The 17,862-nt window shown below is 35.1% G+C and carries 20 protein-coding genes and 3 pseudogenes; 9 read left to right on the forward strand and 14 right to left on the reverse strand.

All coding sequences use genetic code 11. The features are described 5' to 3' along the window. Positions 1-558 (reverse strand): aminotransferase class III-fold pyridoxal phosphate-dependent enzyme (locus tag ACHABW_RS14550; RefSeq protein WP_435756073.1); only part of this gene is annotated, 558 nt, incomplete at its 3' end. A 275-nt stretch (positions 559-833) separates the two neighbouring features. Between ACHABW_RS14550 and ACHABW_RS14555 the strand changes: the two genes are divergently transcribed. From ACHABW_RS14555 to ACHABW_RS14565, 3 genes and pseudogenes are all read left to right on the forward strand, one after another. Further along, on the forward strand, positions 834-2,282 hold the full coding sequence (locus ACHABW_RS14555; RefSeq protein WP_435756075.1) for a sigma-54 interaction domain-containing protein: 1,449 nt from the start codon (positions 834-836) through the stop codon (positions 2,280-2,282). Positions 2,283-2,755: 473 nt separating this feature from the next. After that, positions 2,756-3,235: pseudogene (locus ACHABW_RS14560) on the forward strand (transposase); the annotation flags it as partial. Beyond that, positions 3,228-3,485: pseudogene (locus ACHABW_RS14565) on the forward strand (IS4 family transposase); the annotation flags it as partial. The pseudogenes ACHABW_RS14560 and ACHABW_RS14565, both read left to right, overlap by 8 nt. 56 nt (positions 3,486-3,541) lie before the next feature. On the opposite strand, the gene ACHABW_RS14570 reads toward ACHABW_RS14565, so the two are convergent. The 6 genes from ACHABW_RS14570 to ACHABW_RS14595 form a co-directional block, all read right to left on the reverse strand. Further along, positions 3,542-4,507: a helix-turn-helix domain-containing protein gene (locus ACHABW_RS14570; protein ID WP_435756180.1), complete on the reverse strand. Its 966-nt coding sequence runs from the start codon at positions 4,505-4,507 to the stop codon at positions 3,542-3,544. A gap of 50 nt (positions 4,508-4,557) precedes the next feature. Further along, positions 4,558-4,680, reverse strand: coding sequence for a hypothetical protein (locus ACHABW_RS14575; protein WP_435756077.1), 123 nt, complete (start codon positions 4,678-4,680; stop codon positions 4,558-4,560). A 4-nt stretch (positions 4,681-4,684) separates the two neighbouring features. Beyond that, positions 4,685-4,942: a hypothetical protein gene (locus ACHABW_RS14580; RefSeq protein WP_435756079.1), complete on the reverse strand. Its 258-nt coding sequence runs from the start codon at positions 4,940-4,942 to the stop codon at positions 4,685-4,687. A gap of 106 nt (positions 4,943-5,048) precedes the next feature. Continuing rightward, entirely contained in the window at positions 5,049-5,249 is a 201-nt protein-coding gene (locus tag ACHABW_RS14585) for a hypothetical protein (RefSeq protein ID WP_435756081.1), read from the reverse strand. 14 nt (positions 5,250-5,263) lie between these two features. Further along, positions 5,264-5,473: a hypothetical protein gene (locus tag ACHABW_RS14590; protein WP_435756083.1), complete on the reverse strand. Its 210-nt coding sequence runs from the start codon at positions 5,471-5,473 to the stop codon at positions 5,264-5,266. Between the two features lie 222 nt (positions 5,474-5,695). Continuing rightward, positions 5,696-5,881, reverse strand: a complete 186-nt coding sequence (locus ACHABW_RS14595) for a hypothetical protein (protein WP_435756085.1) — start codon at positions 5,879-5,881, stop codon at positions 5,696-5,698. Between the two features lie 420 nt (positions 5,882-6,301). Here ACHABW_RS14595 and ACHABW_RS14600 point away from each other — a divergent pair, with 420 nt between their 5' ends. The 3 genes from ACHABW_RS14600 (at position 6,302) to ACHABW_RS14610 (ending at position 8,770) form a co-directional block, all read left to right on the forward strand. Next, positions 6,302-7,450 carry a tyrosine-type recombinase/integrase gene (locus ACHABW_RS14600; RefSeq protein WP_435756087.1) on the forward strand — a complete coding sequence of 383 codons (1,149 nt, stop codon included), beginning with the start codon at positions 6,302-6,304 and terminating at the stop codon, positions 7,448-7,450. A 180-nt stretch (positions 7,451-7,630) separates the two neighbouring features. After that, a complete protein-coding gene (gene istA, locus ACHABW_RS14605) occupies positions 7,631-8,311 on the forward strand; it encodes an IS21 family transposase (RefSeq protein ID WP_435756089.1) in 681 nt (226 codons plus the stop codon). Positions 8,312-8,512: 201 nt separating this feature from the next. Beyond that, positions 8,513-8,770 carry a Mu transposase domain-containing protein gene (locus ACHABW_RS14610; RefSeq protein ID WP_435756091.1) on the forward strand — a complete coding sequence of 86 codons (258 nt, stop codon included), beginning with the start codon at positions 8,513-8,515 and terminating at the stop codon, positions 8,768-8,770. Positions 8,771-8,996: 226 nt separating this feature from the next. Here ACHABW_RS14610 and ACHABW_RS14615 read toward each other — a convergent pair whose 3' ends face one another. The 3 genes and pseudogenes from ACHABW_RS14615 to ACHABW_RS14625 all read right to left on the reverse strand — a co-directional run bounded on the left by ACHABW_RS14615 (position 8,997) and on the right by ACHABW_RS14625 (position 10,692). Continuing rightward, positions 8,997-9,194 carry a hypothetical protein gene (locus ACHABW_RS14615; RefSeq protein ID WP_435756093.1) on the reverse strand — a complete coding sequence of 66 codons (198 nt, stop codon included), beginning with the start codon at positions 9,192-9,194 and terminating at the stop codon, positions 8,997-8,999. Next, positions 9,191-9,931 (reverse strand): annotated as a pseudogene (locus ACHABW_RS14620) (ATP-binding protein). The gene ACHABW_RS14615 and the pseudogene ACHABW_RS14620 overlap by 4 nt, the downstream one beginning before the upstream one ends. Before the next feature lie 194 nt (positions 9,932-10,125). Beyond that, positions 10,126-10,692, reverse strand: coding sequence for a Mu transposase domain-containing protein (locus tag ACHABW_RS14625; RefSeq protein WP_435756095.1), 567 nt, complete (start codon positions 10,690-10,692; stop codon positions 10,126-10,128). Positions 10,693-10,920: 228 nt separating this feature from the next. Here ACHABW_RS14625 and istB point away from each other — a divergent pair, with 228 nt between their 5' ends. The 3 genes from istB to ACHABW_RS14640 all read left to right on the forward strand — a co-directional run bounded on the left by istB (position 10,921) and on the right by ACHABW_RS14640 (position 13,403). Then, positions 10,921-11,679, forward strand: a complete 759-nt coding sequence (istB, locus tag ACHABW_RS14630; protein WP_435756097.1) for an IS21-like element helper ATPase IstB — start codon at positions 10,921-10,923, stop codon at positions 11,677-11,679. 294 nt (positions 11,680-11,973) lie between these two features. Next, positions 11,974-12,537 (forward strand): hypothetical protein, encoded by a 564-nt coding sequence (locus tag ACHABW_RS14635; protein ID WP_435756099.1) that lies wholly within the window; start codon positions 11,974-11,976, stop codon positions 12,535-12,537. 641 nt (positions 12,538-13,178) lie between these two features. Beyond that, positions 13,179-13,403, forward strand: coding sequence for a hypothetical protein (locus tag ACHABW_RS14640; protein ID WP_435756101.1), 225 nt, complete (start codon positions 13,179-13,181; stop codon positions 13,401-13,403). Positions 13,404-13,806: 403 nt separating this feature from the next. Here ACHABW_RS14640 and ACHABW_RS14645 read toward each other — a convergent pair whose 3' ends face one another. The 4 genes from ACHABW_RS14645 to mobQ all read right to left on the reverse strand — a co-directional run bounded on the left by ACHABW_RS14645 (position 13,807) and on the right by mobQ (position 17,682). After that, complete coding sequence (locus ACHABW_RS14645; protein WP_435756103.1) at positions 13,807-14,244, reverse strand: protein-export chaperone SecB; 438 nt, start codon at positions 14,242-14,244, stop codon at positions 13,807-13,809. A gap of 1 nt (position 14,245) precedes the next feature. Further along, complete coding sequence (locus ACHABW_RS14650; protein WP_435756105.1) at positions 14,246-14,509, reverse strand: hypothetical protein; 264 nt, start codon at positions 14,507-14,509, stop codon at positions 14,246-14,248. 22 nt (positions 14,510-14,531) lie between these two features. Further along, positions 14,532-15,149 carry a hypothetical protein gene (locus tag ACHABW_RS14655; protein ID WP_435756107.1) on the reverse strand — a complete coding sequence of 206 codons (618 nt, stop codon included), beginning with the start codon at positions 15,147-15,149 and terminating at the stop codon, positions 14,532-14,534. Positions 15,150-15,666: 517 nt separating this feature from the next. Then, positions 15,667-17,682, reverse strand: coding sequence for a MobQ family relaxase (gene mobQ, locus ACHABW_RS14660; RefSeq protein WP_435756109.1), 2,016 nt, complete (start codon positions 17,680-17,682; stop codon positions 15,667-15,669). Positions 17,683-17,862: the final 180 nt, after the last annotated feature.

Consider the following 17,862-nt stretch of genomic DNA (forward strand, 5'->3'; position numbering starts at 1 on the left):
GTTAGGTGAAATGGCTTCTTTTAGTGCCTCGATATCACCGTATGGAACGATCTTTATCCCTGGTAGCATCGGACCAAAACCACGTCTATTATCTTCACTAGAAGATAGAGAAACAGCCGTCATTGTTCGACCATGGAAATTATCTTTACAAACAATAATCTCTGCTTGATCATCTTCGACACCTTTTTTATCATAAGCCCATCGGCGTGCCGCTTTTACAGCCGTTTCCACTGCTTCAGCACCTGTATTCATAGGTAGAATCATTTCTTTCCCGGTTAATTGCGAGACTTTTTCAAAGAATGGTGCGAGTTTGTCATTATGAAAAGCGCGAGAAGTTAATGTTAGTTTTTCTGCTTGTACTTTTAAAGCCTCGACAATTTTTGGATGACAATGTCCTTGGTTTACTGCCGAATAGGCACTTAACATATCTAAATACTTGTTTCCTTCAGGATCCTGCACCCAAGCCCCTTTTGCTTCCGTAATAACAATCGGTAACGGGTGATAATTTCTTGCTCCATAGATTTCTGTTTTTTCGATAATTGCTGTCGTTCCCTGCAAAATAATTCCTCCTTCTATATACTTTCATTTTTTCTCCCCACTATAATATTATTTGCAAATTCCATGCCAAGTTTTAACCCCTAATAAAACAGGCTTTTTCTAGAAATGCCGAAAAATATTTTTCGTAATGACAAAAATATAATTTAAACGAAAAAAATTTTTCTTTTCACACGTATGTGACATGTTATAGTTATAAAACAAGAAAATTTTTGTCACAATCATAATATCTACTAATTTTTTCCCAGAAATGATGCTAGATGAAAGAAGGGTTATAAATGAAATCTTTAATAATCAATGATTTTAAACAACAAATAAAAGTTTATGAAACGTTACTAAATGAAATCGATGTAGGCGCCCATGTCATAAATGAAGCTGGTAAAACAATTATTTACAATAATAAAATGATGGAAATTGAATCGGTTACAAAAGAAGAGGTTTTTGAAAAAGATTTTCTAGACGTTTTTGCATTTGAAGATGGTCAGAGAAGTACATTGCTTGACGCTCTATTTAAAGAAAAAGAATTTAAAAATAGAAGACAGACTTATTTCACGAAAAACGGAAAAGAAATCACGACGATAAATAATACGTTTCCAATCTATGAAAATAACAAAGTGATCGGAGCTATAGAAATAGCCAATGATGTCACCAAAATAGAAAACTTAATTAAAAATAGTATGAAATTAAAGGGCGATACTCGTTTTACTTTCGATAGCCTGATTGGAAAAAGTGATGTGATAAGAGAGGTTATTGAAATTGCCAAAAGAGCAACGAGGACTCCCTCCTCCGTTCTCATTATCGGAGAAACAGGGACAGGGAAGGAATTATTTGCGCAAGGTATGCACAATGGCAGTGAACACTCTTCTGGACCTTTTGTTTCCCAGAACTGTGCTGCCTTACCTGATACGCTCATAGAGAGCTCTTTTTTCGGAACAAAAAAAGGAGCTTTTACAGGAGCTAGTGATCAAATGGGCTTATTTGAACAAGCGGAAGGCGGCACTCTATTATTAGATGAAATTAACTCGTTAAGTCCCATGCTACAAGCGAAACTTCTTCGAGCGATTCAAGAGAAGTCCATTCGTCGTATCGGTGATAATGTTGATAGAAAGGTTAATGTACGAATTATTGCAACAATAAATGAAGATCCAGTAGAAGCCATCGCCAACAATCGTTTACGGAAAGATTTATATTACCGACTTAGTGTCGTTTCATTGTTCATTCCTCCTGTAAGAGAAAGAAAGGAAGATATTCCCTTACTAATTAACCATTTTATCGATAAATATAACGCCATCTTTCAAATGGATATAGCAAATATTAGTCCTACTGTGCTGCAAATATTTAAGAACTATGACTGGCCCGGAAATGTCAGGGAACTTGAACATGTTATTGAGGCTTCGATGAATGTTATCATAAAAGAATCAATCATAGACGTTTCTCACTTGCCGTATCACTTTAGAAATAAATCATCACTTATGTCACCACAAAAATCTGTAGTAGTAGATACCAAAGATTCAACTACTGAAATAAGCAAAGTAGTTCAGTCGGATCATTTAATAGACACTGATCCAAACGGTCATTTAAAAGATTTCTTACTTAAAGCTGAAAGATATTATATTAAAGAAGCTCTAGAAAAGAATAAATATCATAAAACCAAAACAGCTAATGAACTTGGATTAAGTAGACAAACACTTAATTATCGAATGAAACGACTTCATATTGATGTTTAATTTGCACTTCGAACGAAAAAGAGTAGGGCACCCAGTTTCGCTGCCCCCTCATATAAATATAAACCGCAAGTGCCCTATTAAGGCATACGGATTTCCCCGTTTTCCATGACGTCAAAGAAGTTCTAACCGTACTTGTGTTCTTCATCTTTGAATAAGTCTATATCTTGATTACACAAAAACCAGTTACCTCTTTCTATCCTTTCCACATAAATGAACTTGTGCTCTGCATAACAATGTTTGGGTGCGCTATTAGCTCATCAACTAATTTAAACAGCGCCTCGTCCTTTCGCTTCAATCATACAATCAATTTGCTCGGTTGATCCATTCGTTTTTTTCACGAATTCTAAAAATATATTTACATCTGAATGAATTTCATAAATATTAACCCTTACACACCAACGTTTTCAAGACACAAAAAAGGAAGTACCCCCCAAGTCCTGTATAATGGTAGTTAACCACAACAACCAAAAAGACTGGAGGAATACTCCCTATGGGCCATTATACGACAAACTAGCTTTATTTAGCATTCAAGACTTATATGATATGGAACCTACCGATCGATATGATGCGATCATTTCGGTCATTGATCTTCATCGTATTTATACGAAGGTCGGTAAAACGTCTCTCCTAGGTGCACCAGAGGAATGAAATGTCGCGGCCATGATTATTTCTTATTTTGTTCGATATGTGAGGGTATCTATACCATAAAAAAACTCGTGAAACGGCTGAATGACGATCTTGCTTTTAAACGGAATTGCGGGTTCTTAGTTTCAGATGCGACCCCTTCTGAAGCATCCTATTCTCGACTTCTAACGAAACTAAGTGAATCGAATGTTTTAGAAGAGGTCCAAGAAAAAGTCATTCTTCAAGCGATGCTAGAAGGATTTATCACCGATGACACGGTTGCGATTGATTCGACTCACTTTGAAGCTCGTGACCAAGTGCCTCCAAAAGGAGTTTCAAAGTCGCTCGTATGATTGCTCAATACATTGTACTGTCCTGGCAAAATCGGTGCAGTACCGATCAGCGTACGCTCGGCGGTATGTTTTATGAGTCACACTCCAGCAATTAATCGAGCTTCTAGAAGATACCCTTAAAAAGAGCAACAAAAAATTGAAAAAATAATTGGAATGTCAACTAGAACAAGTTGAAGGCTTACCCAACTATATCAAGGCATACCTGCCTATTTCAGTCAGCGAAAGTTGCGTTATTAGCAAGATTATTTTGCTATCCATTTTCATCACCTTTACGACAAGGTATTATTCCCCTTTTTCTACATAATCCTCAATTATTTGACCTACAACTTGATCTAGCGTCTTCCCTTCACTGTCTGCGATCTTTTGAACTTTTTCCTTTACGGATCGATGGACGTTAGCATGTAGTGTATCTAATTCACTATCTATAAAAAAACCATTGTGACGCTCTCGAAATGTCCCTTGTATGATTGAATCTTCCAGCTGGTCTTTAAATTTATACCATTTATCCGTTGCAGGAAGGAGACAAGGTTTAACAGACAGTTCAACCTTACTATCCTTGATTACCATATTCATATTTTTAATTCCAATTTCTTGAACGAAAGCATCAAAGATGTTGTAAACGCGAGAACTAATATTCGTAGGCCGTGAGAAACGAAAACGAACCCATCCCTTTTTCAATATCGTTTCTCCCTCATGAAAAGGTTTTAACATGTCATAGTGATCTTTAACAACTCTATAAGGTTGCTCAATCGAGTTCTCCGTCGTTAATAATACTTCTGTATCCTTTTCTGTTCCTATATTAGTAATTATCGCTCTCTCTCCAGATTGTTTGTGTTGAAACGGTTGAAAGAGATATAACCGTAGTTGACGATTCACAAACGTTTTTTTACTTTTATTAACTTTCTTCTTTCGTGGTTCCTCTTGAATCCGCACCACTTCTTCTTCTGATAGGAAATATTGTTCTTTTCCACGATAATGATGTTGTTCCGCTTTCACTTTTCCTTCATTTATATACCGATTAATAGTGTTTGAAGTGACGCCAATTTTCTTCGCAGCTTCGCGAGTCGTATATCCTTCTGGCCGTTTAAACGCAATCTTTGCTCGTTCTAATTCATCTTCTGTAAATAGATACTCACCGTCAATCTGCCAATCATTTTTATTGTATGGGCTTATTTTTCCCTTTTTAATATAGGCATAAAGCGTATTTCTAGCTAACCCTAATTCTTTTTCAAAATCGTCTATGGTCACTTTATCCAATAGGATCACCGCCTGTTTTCACTTTAATTACGTACTTTTCGCTACTCTTTTACTGTCGACTTAGATAGAACATAATGAGAAAAAATCTGTGCAGATCCATACTTGGATACCTCACGAATCAACTCTTTATCTGCTTCAGTAATATCTTGTGGATGTAGAACCATCGCTTTATCCTTCTTCTAAAATCCAATCAAGTAATTCATCTTTTGCCGAAAAGTTATTTTCATAAGCTTCAATATTTTCATATAAAACTTTTTGTACTTCATTCTTTCCACCAGAAAATTCTTTTATTATTTCACGAATCCTGTTACTAAAACCACCAATAAAGTTATCTATGTCAATTCCAATATTATCTGCTTCTCCAATCTTCCTGCCAAGTTCCACTTCCATATCAATTAACTTTGAAAGTATTTCTCTTTTATCCATTACAAACCCCCCTTAAATAATTTTATTCTATCCATTAAACGTTCCATGACAAATAGTATATATTCTATTTTAAAAACCAAATGAACTGGATACCACCTTGTTTCTCTTAAATTCGTTGGTTTTTCTCTTGAATTAGTCTCATTTCAATCATCCTACTATTGTACATTTGTTCTTGAGAGAATAAGTTCATTGATTCTTTTAAATTTTCTGCTCGTCCTTCTTGTATGTAGGTTAAGAAACCATCCAACGCTAATGGATACCAGTAAGATGAATTGATAAAAGTATAGGTTTTCAATTCGCTGACCAAACGTCTCTCTTCATTTAAATCGGAAGTAAATGCTTTTGTCTTTGTGTTTTCCTTTTTTTATAATCTATAAATTTATTAGCAATATAAAGGATTGGCCCCGTTGCAAAACTCAATATCATCCATCCTACAACGATTTGACCATCTGTAAGACCGATCCACTCTATCCAAACAACTTCTGTCCACTCCACGAGATAAAAGAATATAATAGCGTTTAAAATGTACAATAAAAAACTAAACCTATTAAGACAGTGATGCTAATTTTTAGAGAATTCTCATTTAGGTACGCCGCTTCACTTCTCAAATGAAAAATACGATCAACCTTTTGCTTTGTCCAACGTAAATTATTTATCAAATCAATATTATTCACATTCAGTATTCTTTCTTTAAGTCATCATTAATCACCATTAACACAGGAGCTATTCCAAAAATTTCCTTACAAATGGAAGTCAGTGCAGGTACTGAATGAAGGATTTCGATGATTCAATCCATCCCAGGTAATAAGCCACTCTACCACTGATAATGATAAATACTACAACAGACATTACTCTCATAAACATACTGGATGCGATTCTAAATGCAGCAAAAACAAGAGCAATAATAACAATGTAAACCAATAAATCTACTAAATCCATGTTCAACACTCTTTTCATATAAATTATCAAATCCGCCTTTGGTTTTTGATCTTCTTAATACATCACCAACCTTCCCCTATCAAACGATAGTTAATTATGTACTTCCACTCATATTGTTACTTTTAACAATGAACATAAATAAACTAATAAGGTTCATTCACAAAATACATTGTTATTACTTATGTAAACATCGTATTAAATAGTTTAAAACTTTACAATACAAACTTGTAAATTTACATCATAAATTAAAACTTTACAATATAAAGTGGAAGTAATATCCTAAACATATATAGTAGAATAATAGGGTATTTTTCGCTTATTATCAAATATATCTATTTTTAATGTTTTACATAGATTCATAATATAAGTATAATAGCACTATATAGAACATGTATTCTCATTAAAAGAAAGGAGTTTGTAATGGTTAATGATGATAATCACAAGATGTTTCCATTATCACAACGTATAGGAGAACATCTATTATCAAAGAGTGATAATGATGTAACAAAACTTATGTTAGATAAACAGTACTATAGTATGTTGAAAGAAATAACTTACGCAAATGAAAGACAATATCACAACAGGTATGAAGGGTTTACAGATGAAATGATGATGTACGCATTCCTCCATCGACAAAAGTATGATGATCCTGATAAAGGAATTTCAGAAAAAACGCGGGTGGAATATGTTCGAGATCTCTCTTTTTTCTATCGACACTTGAAAGAACATGAATCTTTCCTTCGTTCGGATTCTCTCCATTGGAAAGAAGGGTCGCTTTTTAAAAATTTAGCATCCAGGCATATAGAAGATTTTCAGACCTACTTAAACTCGCTTTACAAACCTTCTACTCGTTCTAGAAAAAACGTAGTGATTAAAAGTTTTATCACCTGGCTTTACGAAACGAGGTATCTCGATTATCCGCTCCACGCTGATTTCAAACGATCGACCGTTTCTCGAAAGGAGAGACCGAAGCGGGACTTAAATGTTCATGAATTTAAAGAGTTATTAGAGGTTTATGAAGATCATCCGATTAACTATGCGATTCTCCTGTTATTGGGTACAACCGGTCTGAGAGTGAGTGAGGTTCTTTCACCTAGCTGGGGGGATCTCTACTATGATAGCAGCATTGATGGTGGCCAATTCTTTTTAAAAACAATTGGTAAAAATGATTATGAGCGTCACGCTCTCATCAAACCTAAAACCTTACGAGCCTTACAAGCTTTCCGATTACGAAGAGGCTTATCTGCAGACATTGATCGGAATGATGTTACTCCCCTCCTGGTTACTAGAACTGGGAAGCGGTATTCCTCAAAATACATGTCTAATTATGTAAAGCGTATTGTTGTTAATAGTGGTTGTGATTGGCTGAAATTTAAAGAAGGGAATGTCACCCCTCATTGGATGCGCCACATGTACGCTGAGTACTCACAAATCCAAGGAGCTTCCACAAGGGATATTATGAAAGCCGTGGGACATAAACAGCAAGCAACAACAGAAATTTATTTGGAAGATCGATCTAAGAAAAAACAGGAAGCAGCTTTAAATTGGAACGATGATTATTTTGAGTAAGAATCGCATTAATTGATTAATATCAACTCACTTATTTTCATCAAAAAGCCTATACTATGAATGCTAGGATAATAGTAGCCAAAAACAAGGCAAACGCTGAGAAAATAGTAGACCACCTTTAATAAAACTCTTGTAAAATTATGGTGTGATTAAATAATTTTTTCAGGAGGATACGAAAGGATGATTATTGAGGTGGATATGTACGAAAGCATTAGGCAATTATATGTGCACGAACGAAAGTCTCAGCGTGCGATTGCTAAACAACTTGGTATCTCACGAACCACCGTTAAAAAATACTGTGATGGCTCTCAAGTTCCCTGGGATCGCATTGGAACTAGCGGTAGAAAGCCTTACGTTGTGACTGAACAAATTATGGATTTCATTAAATCTTGTCTGGAAGAAGATACGGTTGAAAACATCCATAAACAAAAACACACAGCACGTAGAATCTATGACCGCCTTGTTGATGAAGAAGGTTTTACGGGGGGAGAATCAACTATTCGGCAAGTAGTATCAGAAATGCGACAAAAACCAGCTAAAGCATTTGTACCTCTAAGTTATGAGCCTGGAGAAGCTGTACAAATAGACTGGGGTGAAGCTACTATTTATCTAAAAGGGAAAAAATCCAAAGTTAACTTGTTCTGTATGAGGCAATGTTATAGTGCTGATGTCTTTGTTAAAGCCTTTCATAGGCAAAATGAAGAGAGTTTTTTAGAAGGCAATGTTGCTGGGTTTGAACACTTTGGTGGTGTTCCTTCAAAAGTAATTTTTGATAATGCACGAGTAGCTGTGAAAGAAGGATTTGGGACCCACGCCAAAGTACAGGAACGCTATAAAATTATCTGCTCATTATGCATTTAAAACAGAGTTCTGTAATATTGCAGCTGGTCATGAGAAAGGTCTTGTTGAAGGACTTGTTGGTTGGATAAGACGAAACGTTCTTGTACCCATACCGCGAGTGAACAACCTTAATGAACTAAATGATATCTGATCGAGAAATGTTTGAAGTATCGACGACACAAGATTTCCCGTAGGGAATTTACTGTAGGCAAGATGGTTGATATGGAAAAGACATCTTTCACTCTATTACCTCCATATCGATTTGACACAAGTAAAAGTATCACCCATAAAGTAGACACCTTCTCTACCATAAAGTTCGACTACAATTACTATTCCGTACCCGTTGCCTATGTCGACAAGGATGTAAGTATTAAAGGATTTGGAAATGAGATTGTTATTATTCATAAGCAATTAAAAGTAGCGGAATACCCTCGTTCCTATGACGTGGGGAAAACAATTATAAACTCGAACATTACATAGATCTCATTGAATCCAGACCACGAAGTGTTTTTAATGATAAGCCAGTTAAAAGTAATGTATCCTCTGAACTTTTAGAAATTGGTGAGTATTGCATTAGGAAAGAGCCACTTGTGCGGACTTTTAAGCCACCAATTGCGGACCACAGAGCCACTCAGTGCGGAACTAAGAGCCACTATATATTAAAACAGCCATCGAAATTAGGTTTTTCGATGGCTGCTTGAGTTATTTAATGCTCTTTCCCTCTAATCGATCTAAGCATAGAAATAGCTTGTCTTACAAGTTCATCTTGGTCTAACTCTTCCTCATCATCAACTTCTAAGCACTGGGGTAAAAGCAATGTAATCAGATCCTCCATGATCTCTTCAGAGTGAAAATGATGAAAGAAATACTTGGCAATACGGTTCTCTACTTCAATTGGAATCATGAAGATCCCACCAATCCATGGCGTTCACGCATTGAAACCTCTCCATCGACCATGATGTGATATGAATCATGAATAATACGATCAAGAATGGCATCAGCTACTTGAGTTTGGCCTAATTTAGCGTGCCATCCTTCTGAGAAAACTGCGAACAGAATATGGTAGAGGCTCTTTTGAGCCTTGATTCTATTATTTCTAATACAAGCATTACGTGATCTTCTGGAAGTTCAGTTAACAACCATTCATCTAGTATCAATACATCTACTTTTCTATATTTTTGAATCAGCTTCCGAAAGCTTCCGTCTGCTTTGAACTTAGCCACAGTAAGCTCATCTAATAGTTCAGGAAGACGAATATACTTAACGTTATAAAACTGACGACATGCTTGAACACCAAACGCGTTTGCGATTCATGTTTTCCCGTTTCCAGAGGCTCCCATTAAGATAATGTTATGGTGTCGTTGAATATAGTTTCCGGATGCGAGTTCTAAGATGAGTTGTTTGTTCAGTTTACGCTCTGGATGATATTCAATGTCTTCAACGACAGCCGTCGGTTCATTCAAAGTTGCCTGTTTGATCAGGCGTTCTAATTTATTCGAACGTCTACGATCGTATTCATGATCAACTAAAAGCTGAAAACGATCATCAAAATCCATTGCTTGATATGCTCTGTTGTTGATATATATCTGCCATACCACCCATTTTCATTTCGGTTAGTTTTCGTAAAGTTTCCTGATTCATTTAGAACGCTCCTTCCCAAAATAAGCTGCACCACGTACAAACCCATAATCATTCGCCATACTTTTGACTTTTCGGCAGCCGATTCCGGCGGAATCCTTTTAGTCTGTCTGTCCAGAATACTTTTAAGGACTGAAAGAGTTGGATTACTTGATATGGTCAATATTTCTCTAGCGTGATCGGATCATATTTTTCAGCTATATTTCTAAGAGCATGGATAATGCTTTTTTCTCTGGGTTTTGTTCAAGCATTAAATCAACAAACTTTTCCGTAGATGGTCCAATGCCCTTAGCCCAAGCTCGGTTATTTTCAGGATTGTGGTCTAAATATAAACGATGATGATCTGGCATATGTTCGATAGAAGTCGAATACTGTCCAATGTCGCCTTTTAATCGTTTATTAGATGCAATCCGTACATCTTTGAAGTAAAATTCAAGTAGATCTGGTGTTAAGCGAATTTCTACTTGCTCCCGGACGTACTCATAGGGAACGGAATAATACATGCGATCAACCTGGGTGTGGTAGTTCGTTTGAACTTTCGCTGTTTTCCATTCCGTCAATTTGTAACGTGTGCGTGGAAGAGGGCGAAGGTAGGGCTTCTCCTCTTCTTCAAACACTTCTTTTCGAGACCTTGGGCGCTTTTGAAAGGCAGATGTATTGATCTCTTCGAGCTTAGCTGAAATATGTCGGTTCAGATCTTCAACATGAAAAAAGGGATAATGACGTAAAGCAGCGATAATCTGTCTGGAAATGTATCCAACCATCCTTTCAACACTTGCTTTATCTTTCGGTTTGCGGATACGACTTGGTACAATTACAGTGTGATAATAATCAGCTAGCTCTCTATAGGCTTCCTGTAGAATTGGTTCACCTCGTAGAGGTTTTCTGACACCAGTTGCTCATTTCAGGAAAATTCAAATGTCCAATGAAATCAAAGTAAATACAACGGAGTTGAGTCAATATGACAAGTTAATTAAGGGTGAGGTTGCAATATGAAGACAATTAATCCAGAGAAAGAAACGATAAAGCTATACGCTAAACAAATCAGGACACCTTCTTTTGTCGACTACGAAGATATTATTCGGCAACTTGATACGGAACAAAGTTATGAACATTTCTTAAGGGATTTAATGAAACGAGAAGTGTCTCAAAGGCAAGAAAACCAACAAAAGCGTCGAATAAAAGCAGCTAAATTTCCTTTTCCAAAAACCCTTGATGAGTTTGACTTTAGCCGTTTAGAAAATGTATCTAATGCCTCTATATGGGAATTAGCGAGCTGTGACTTCATCAAAAATAGACAGAATATTGTGATGGTAGGGAATCCAGGCTCTGGGAAATCTCACCTTTCTATAGGGCTAGGAATGAAAGCATGCCAGGCTGGATTCACTGTTAAATTCTACACAGCTGCCAACCTTGCAAATGAACTAGCTGAAGCCCTTCAGTATAACCGTCTTTCTAAACTTGAAAAGAGCTTGTCAAAAATTGATCTATTAATCTTAGATGAATTATCCTACCTAACTTTTAATCGTCATCAATCAGAACTGCTATTTCAAGTGATCTCCGAACGTTCTGAACGGGGCAGTATCATTTTATCTACGAACCTAGAATTTTCAAAGTGGACCGAATTATTTGAAAACGAAATCATGGTTGCTGTTCTCATTGACCGTATAACTTTTCGCACATATTCTCGACATGAATGTCAAAGATTTTTATCGATTACTACAGACGACAAAAGGGGCACATTACGATGACAATGAATGAATCTTTCGAGGATTATCCAGCTTATGAAAAACATAGGATTATATCTGGGTATTCTTAAACGATTAAATGTGCATCTCCAACGCATCTGCGAGGTGAGAGTAGTTTCCTCACCAGTAGGTGCCTATATTTTATACAAAGTGGCCTATTATTTTCTCATCACTCGAACACTGGTGGTCTACTATTTTGCTGGCACAAGTGGCCTACTTTTTTTCTGGCGCGTGGTATACTTTTTTATTGACATTCGCACCTATACATACATTCATATATTTAATAGAAGGGATTTGATGATTTTGACTATGCAGATTCATCCTCAAGAAACAGTAAGGTCCAAAATTTATAAAAGTGTAACTCCTAGATCAATCATGGATATTACAGCTGCACTTGATCATTTTCAACATAAAAACGGAGAGGAACTCTATAAAGGGAAAATAGTATTTGCAATTACTGTCATGGGACAATCCTCACAATACGGTAAGGCATATGTAAATAAAAAGGACATCAAACCAATGCTACACTTATTGATTAATCACAAGTTCCCGCAATTCTACAAGGATACTGGTTTTGAGAGTTACGGTGGTTCCATGAAAGATGGCAAACCTCAATCACGAGTGTTCCGTATTAAATATACCGATCGGAAGCAATTCAACTTTATCATTGAAGAAGGAGATGGGCAGAAAACACAAACAGGAGGGTTTAAGATGATAAAGCGGCATTCTATGGTAGAAACTTTTCTATCCTACGAGGAAGCCTTGAAAATGGCTCACGAGCTGTATGATTATATCCACCAAGCTGAACTTGCTGCTATGTTGAGAGGGAAACCATTATATACTGTGATGGCAGCCCATTAGTAATTATCCAAAATTTGAGCTATTCTAGTTTCACAACCAAAATAGCTTTAATTCATTTAAGTATCTTTTACACAAATTATGCAAACAAGGCATAAAATAACTGTTCAAAGTCCGATAAGGTTTTCTTTGAATAGTTACATCATGCCGCCCATCTAGTAACCTGTTCTATATAGTGAAATAGATACAATAAACACTACTACGTCAACATTTAATGATCTAACTTAAAAATGAGAATGAACAGTTTTAAAACTTCCCGGTGGTTTTTCGGTGGTTTGGTAAAATGCTATCCGTTTGTTGAAGCCAACACAAGATCACTATCACGACTACACCTGAAAGGACACTATTTACCCTTCCTCTTCCAATAAGTTTTCCAATTCGCATCTGAATCTACCTTGCCCTTCAAGTATAATTCCGTTTTTAAGATAGTCAAAAAACTCTGTGTATCCATTTGGACTTAAGAAATGAAAGATATATTTATGGTTTATGTTTTGTTCTTCTAATTTTTTGTTTAACCTTTCAAAGTGTTCTTTTGCATATTTATATTTTATTTTGCAACTGGGCGAAGAACAATATACAAAAAATAGCCTTCCACCTAGAGAAAAAATTGAAGTTATTATCCAAACTTTGAGACATTATCTGCGGTGTTTATAGACAAAGATTATAACGGCAGATCTTTTGAGATGGATGAAGCTTACTTTGCTGATGAACTGCTTCCAAATAAAACTAAAGAAGAGGATATCCGAGAAGAGTTAAAAGGAAATCAGGATAATACGTTAGAAATATCAATTGATAGAAAAGAAACTGACCATAGAACGGGTAGTTTTATCTTCGCACTATTATTCGAAGCTTCTAAAAAGTCCTCTTAATTGACCTCCAACCGTTTATGCTTCTTGATCTCGAATGTATTTCGTCACTGTCTCTTATCCTACTGTGCTTATTTATTATGCTTTCTCTTTACTGTCTCGTTTCTATTGTTTTGTTTTAAATTTACATATCTATCATGATCACTTTTTCCTTTTAAGTATCCCATGAAGTACGAAACAACTATTATGGGCGGATTCTTACTAACATGTGAATCTGATCTAGGCCCTTAAAGGTTTATTTTCACACAAGCCGTTGGTTGGTTCTCAAATATGTAATAAAAAAATACCTGTAGGTGGGACACTCTTTTTCGAGTGTCCCACCTACAGGTACCAGCTTATATAAATTTTTAAAACATGACTCAACAGAAGCTAAATAATTAAAGTTAAAATAGCACCGTCTCCAGTGCTATTTAGAACTATATTCTACTTTAATTTCTCCTTCTTTCTCCATCATAGCCCCAACATTAATAGGAGGAAGAATTATAGGAGTTTCATTACCTTTCGAACTAAGATCAGAAACTAATGATCTCATATATGGATATAAGATCGCTAAGGCATTCTTCCTATACATATTCTCTATAAATCCCTCTTGAGCCTCATCACCTATTTCTAAAGAAAAAAAACCTATTATTACTGCTTTTAAATAGAATGAGTTATCTTCTAACGCCTTATCTCCAAGCTCAGTTTTAAGTATTAATATAGCTTTTGCACACGTTTCATCTTCATACTTAATATTTAAAGAAAAACTAGGAGAAACATCCTCTTCCTCTAACTTATTAAATGGATCATATCTATAAATTGTTTCTAGTATATTATAATTATTAAATGATAGACTTGATTTCATACTACGCAGCTCCAGTTCTTTCAACATCAAAATGATTATCAATTTGATTAAAGCTTACTTTAGATTTGTTTATTTTCGTAACAGAAGGGTTAACAGGGTAAAAGAATTCATAATCATTCTCTTCAAGAAGGTCTTCGACCAGATTAAACATTTCAATTTTCTCTCCACTTAAAAATAGTCCAGGATCTTTACTTTGAGTAACTTCCAAGCCATATTTTTCTGCAGTTTCTATAATTTGATTTTTAGTGATTTTTTCTAGTTTCATTTTAAATCACTCTTTCTATAATTTATTTAATATTTACTCTATTTGGTTTTTTTGTTCGCTTTTTTATGGTGGTTTTCCTTTTAACTTTTTCTCTCTCATTAATTATTCTTATACTTTTTTTATCTATTACTTCATTATTTCTAACACATACCTGAACACTATACATTTCGATCCCCATTGACTTAATTAATGAATCGTTTAACCCATTGGGCTGGTTAAGTAAAAATGATTTTTGAATTAATTTTATACTTTGAGGTAACAAATCTAAAACAAAACACCTTAGAGAATGATTATTATCGGAATAAACATCATTTATTTCAAAACCATTTTTTTCTATTTCGGATCTTAGGTGTCGTACATACCCTTTAAGTTCATATATACCCGTCCTAGTGTCTAAATCTAACATTGATATAGAGTTAACATACAGATCTGTTCCTAAAACGACTGCTACTTCCCCATCTTTAGTTGAGTTTAGCGCCCAAGACATTGCTTGATCAGGGTCATTTCTAAAAAAATAAACTCCTTGGCCTAACCAGTGATTTTTCCTGACACTATATACATATTCTTTTTCTTCACAAATTGTTTCTGCAAAATCTTTTTTTGTTCCGTGAAAACCGTTTATAACTACATTATAAGCCATATAATCTTCCCTTATTCAAAAGTTACTCAATTTCATCTTATCATAACGACAATTAATTTTGTTAAAGAGAAGACATAAAGTTTATTTTACTTCTTGTTATTCTCTACATATATACTAATGTTGAAGAAATCAGAACTCTTTAATTTTCACCATTTTTGTTCTGATTCAGGCATATCACCATTTTAAACTTAAATGGTTGTAATTGTCTCTTATGCCCCTTTGACATACAATTCCTTTTATAGGGAGTATATTTCAGCAAACTAAGAAAGGAAGCACAATACAGGCTTATTAGAAGTTTGGTCTTCTAAAGTTATACTTTTCCAAGTTATTTCTCCTTTTTGACACAATACCTATTTATTAAATCTACACATAAATATTTTATTAATTCCCCATTTTAGGAAATTGGCGGTACGACCGAAGATAAATAGTAATTAATTAAACTCATACAGTAGAAAAGGCTATTACCCCTAGATTAGGAACAATAGCCTTTCAAAATAAACACAACCCTTAATAAATATTAGCGCATGAAGAACAAACTTCCATCAAACACACTAACATCTTTATCACAATCACGCAGGCTCCTTGTATATACCCTTCCCATTTGTGCGTTTGCGATTTCCTTAGAAATTTTTTCAGCACTATGCTTTCCTACCGCTAAGGCTTTTTCAATACTCTTTTTCGTATTGTCGCTCTTTAATATAAATGTACGCCCCATTTGCGAACCATAATCAAATTCTTTCTCAAGGTCACCATATCCTTGTGAAAGTAAAAAGATCGCTACCCCTCGACTACGAAGTTCCCTTATCATTTTCTCTAACACAGGGTGCCGTGTATTGAGATAAGCATGAGCTTCGTCTATCACAACAATTGTGCGAATTTCTCTTGAACCTGTTTTTATATCTAACGAGGCATCTAATTTTGTTAGAGCTTCCTGATAAATACGTTGTAATACAAAAAATGCAAGCATCTCTTTAATTTTCATATGACCTTGGATTTTATGTAAATCTAAAATAAAACTTTGTTCCATCAAATTAGAAAATGATTCTTCATTTGAGTTAGGAAGGTACCCTGATATATTTAGCTTATGGAAGAGTTCATATAATACATCATAAGGAATATTTTCCTCGGAATAGATTTCTTCCATAATTGAGAATAGCTTATTTATATCGACATCTCCACCACACTCATTAAATGCACGTTTCAAATATTGAAATAACCGATGTGATTGTTTTGGACCCATGCTGCTTTGTAAACAAGTGATACAGTCTTTTAAGTCTTCAATATTTCGGTCAGATATGTCCGATAAAGCAAATGGATTAAAAGGTAAACCGTCCTTATCGACGTCAATCACACTTGCTCCAATTGCTTTTACATAATTCTTGTCTGCCCCTACATCTCCTTTAGCAAAGTCTAAAAATATTATTGAGGTTTGAGGAGATTGTTCTTTGGCTTGAACTGTTAGTTTTGGTTCTCTTTGTAATACATTCGTAGCTTTGTTTATTACCTCTCGTTCTGATAATAATTTAGAAGTTTGGAACTCTAATGCTTTATTCCACTTCTCAAGTTTATTTAAGTTATTTAATGACGATTGATAATTTACTTCTCCACCAATTCTCTTTTCAATGAATCGATAAGATGATGATTCACTTAATGGGTGTTCTGATCGAATAGTAGTGTAATCCTTAGACAATGATTGTTTCACTTTATCAAGAGAATAAAGTTCATTATCTATCTCTTTCAACTTCTCTTTTTTACGATCAATCATCCTATTCAATTTCGCATAATAAGTTAAAGGTTCATATTCATAACCTTCTCTTTCGGCTCTTTCTTTTTCTCTTTTTTCAAAGAAATATTCATTCTGTTTTAAACGATGTCTTGCTGTTTTCTCGATCCCCTGATCCTCATAAGACTTATGAGAAACTTCAGCATCTATATCAAATGATTTAAAATAATTATTTATTTTTTCTGCATAGTTTTCTCTCCACTTTTTTAAAGTATCTAGATCATTCCAATTAGTAGAAGATATAGTTTTAAATTTCTTTTCTCCATTTTCATTAAATAAGTACTCTCGTTTTTTTTTCATATCCCATTCACCATGTTCATTAAATGGTCGAACAGTGAGCATAATATGAGCGTGAGGATTATGTTCTTTATCACGGTGAATAGAAACATCTGCCACCATACCATCATCCACAAAACTTTCTTTAACAAACTCACGAAGCATATCTTCTTGTTGATCTTCATTTAACTCAACCGGTAAAGCTACTAACACCTCTCTTGCTAAACGACTGTTACGTTTATCTTCCTTTTCCTGTACTTCATTCCAAAGTTGTTCACGATCCAAAGTCCATTCAGGGGCATGATCAGGCTTCATAATAAATGACACTGGATCAACCGAACGCTCTTTAAATCTTTTATACTCGTCATCCTCTTTAGAATACAACTCTTCATTAGAACGATAAGAAGCTGAAGCGACTGCTGATTGATTTTTTGACCTTGTAATTATCTTTGTACTTAACATGAAATAACTCACTAAAATCACCACCGATCCCGAAGGGCTATTGCAAAGCAACGAACAAGGAAGAAACGTAGTGAATGACTTCCCATAACACACCACGATTTAGGGTGTGGGTAAATGGCACTGTCTCTATTCTAGAAGACGTGATTCACTAATAGGCTTCCGTATTCAGTTGTAAACTTGCTGATTATTTTT

This window comes from Salipaludibacillus sp. CF4.18 (genome assembly GCF_051262595.1).
Lineage (GTDB): Bacteria > Bacillota > Bacilli > Bacillales > Salisediminibacteriaceae > Salipaludibacillus > Salipaludibacillus neizhouensis.

Excerpts from the sequence above, each read along its gene's own strand:
- ACHABW_RS14655 (WP_435756107.1), bottom strand. The coding sequence starts at position 15,149 with ATGGCTTATAATGTAGTTATAAACGGTTTTCACGGAACAAAAAAAGAT.
- ACHABW_RS14555 (WP_435756075.1), top strand. The coding sequence starts at position 834 with ATGAAATCTTTAATAATCAATGATTTTAAACAACAAATAAAAGTTTAT.
- istB (WP_435756097.1), top strand. The coding sequence starts at position 10,921 with ATGAAGACAATTAATCCAGAGAAAGAAACGATAAAGCTATACGCTAAA.
- ACHABW_RS14625 (WP_435756095.1), bottom strand. The coding sequence starts at position 10,692 with ATGGTTGGATACATTTCCAGACAGATTATCGCTGCTTTACGTCATTAT.
- ACHABW_RS14615 (WP_435756093.1), bottom strand. The coding sequence starts at position 9,194 with ATGATTCCAATTGAAGTAGAGAACCGTATTGCCAAGTATTTCTTTCAT.
- ACHABW_RS14635 (WP_435756099.1), top strand. The coding sequence starts at position 11,974 with ATGATTTTGACTATGCAGATTCATCCTCAAGAAACAGTAAGGTCCAAA.
- ACHABW_RS14595 (WP_435756085.1), bottom strand. The coding sequence starts at position 5,881 with ATGGATTTAGTAGATTTATTGGTTTACATTGTTATTATTGCTCTTGTT.
- ACHABW_RS14600 (WP_435756087.1), top strand. The coding sequence starts at position 6,302 with ATGGTTAATGATGATAATCACAAGATGTTTCCATTATCACAACGTATA.
- ACHABW_RS14645 (WP_435756103.1), bottom strand. The coding sequence starts at position 14,244 with ATGAAATCAAGTCTATCATTTAATAATTATAATATACTAGAAACAATT.
- ACHABW_RS14610 (WP_435756091.1), top strand. The coding sequence starts at position 8,513 with ATGGAAAAGACATCTTTCACTCTATTACCTCCATATCGATTTGACACA.
- ACHABW_RS14580 (WP_435756079.1), bottom strand. The coding sequence starts at position 4,942 with ATGGATAAAAGAGAAATACTTTCAAAGTTAATTGATATGGAAGTGGAA.
- ACHABW_RS14575 (WP_435756077.1), bottom strand. The coding sequence starts at position 4,680 with ATGGTTCTACATCCACAAGATATTACTGAAGCAGATAAAGAGTTGATT.
- istA (WP_435756089.1), top strand. The coding sequence starts at position 7,631 with ATGATTATTGAGGTGGATATGTACGAAAGCATTAGGCAATTATATGTG.
- ACHABW_RS14650 (WP_435756105.1), bottom strand. The coding sequence starts at position 14,509 with ATGAAACTAGAAAAAATCACTAAAAATCAAATTATAGAAACTGCAGAA.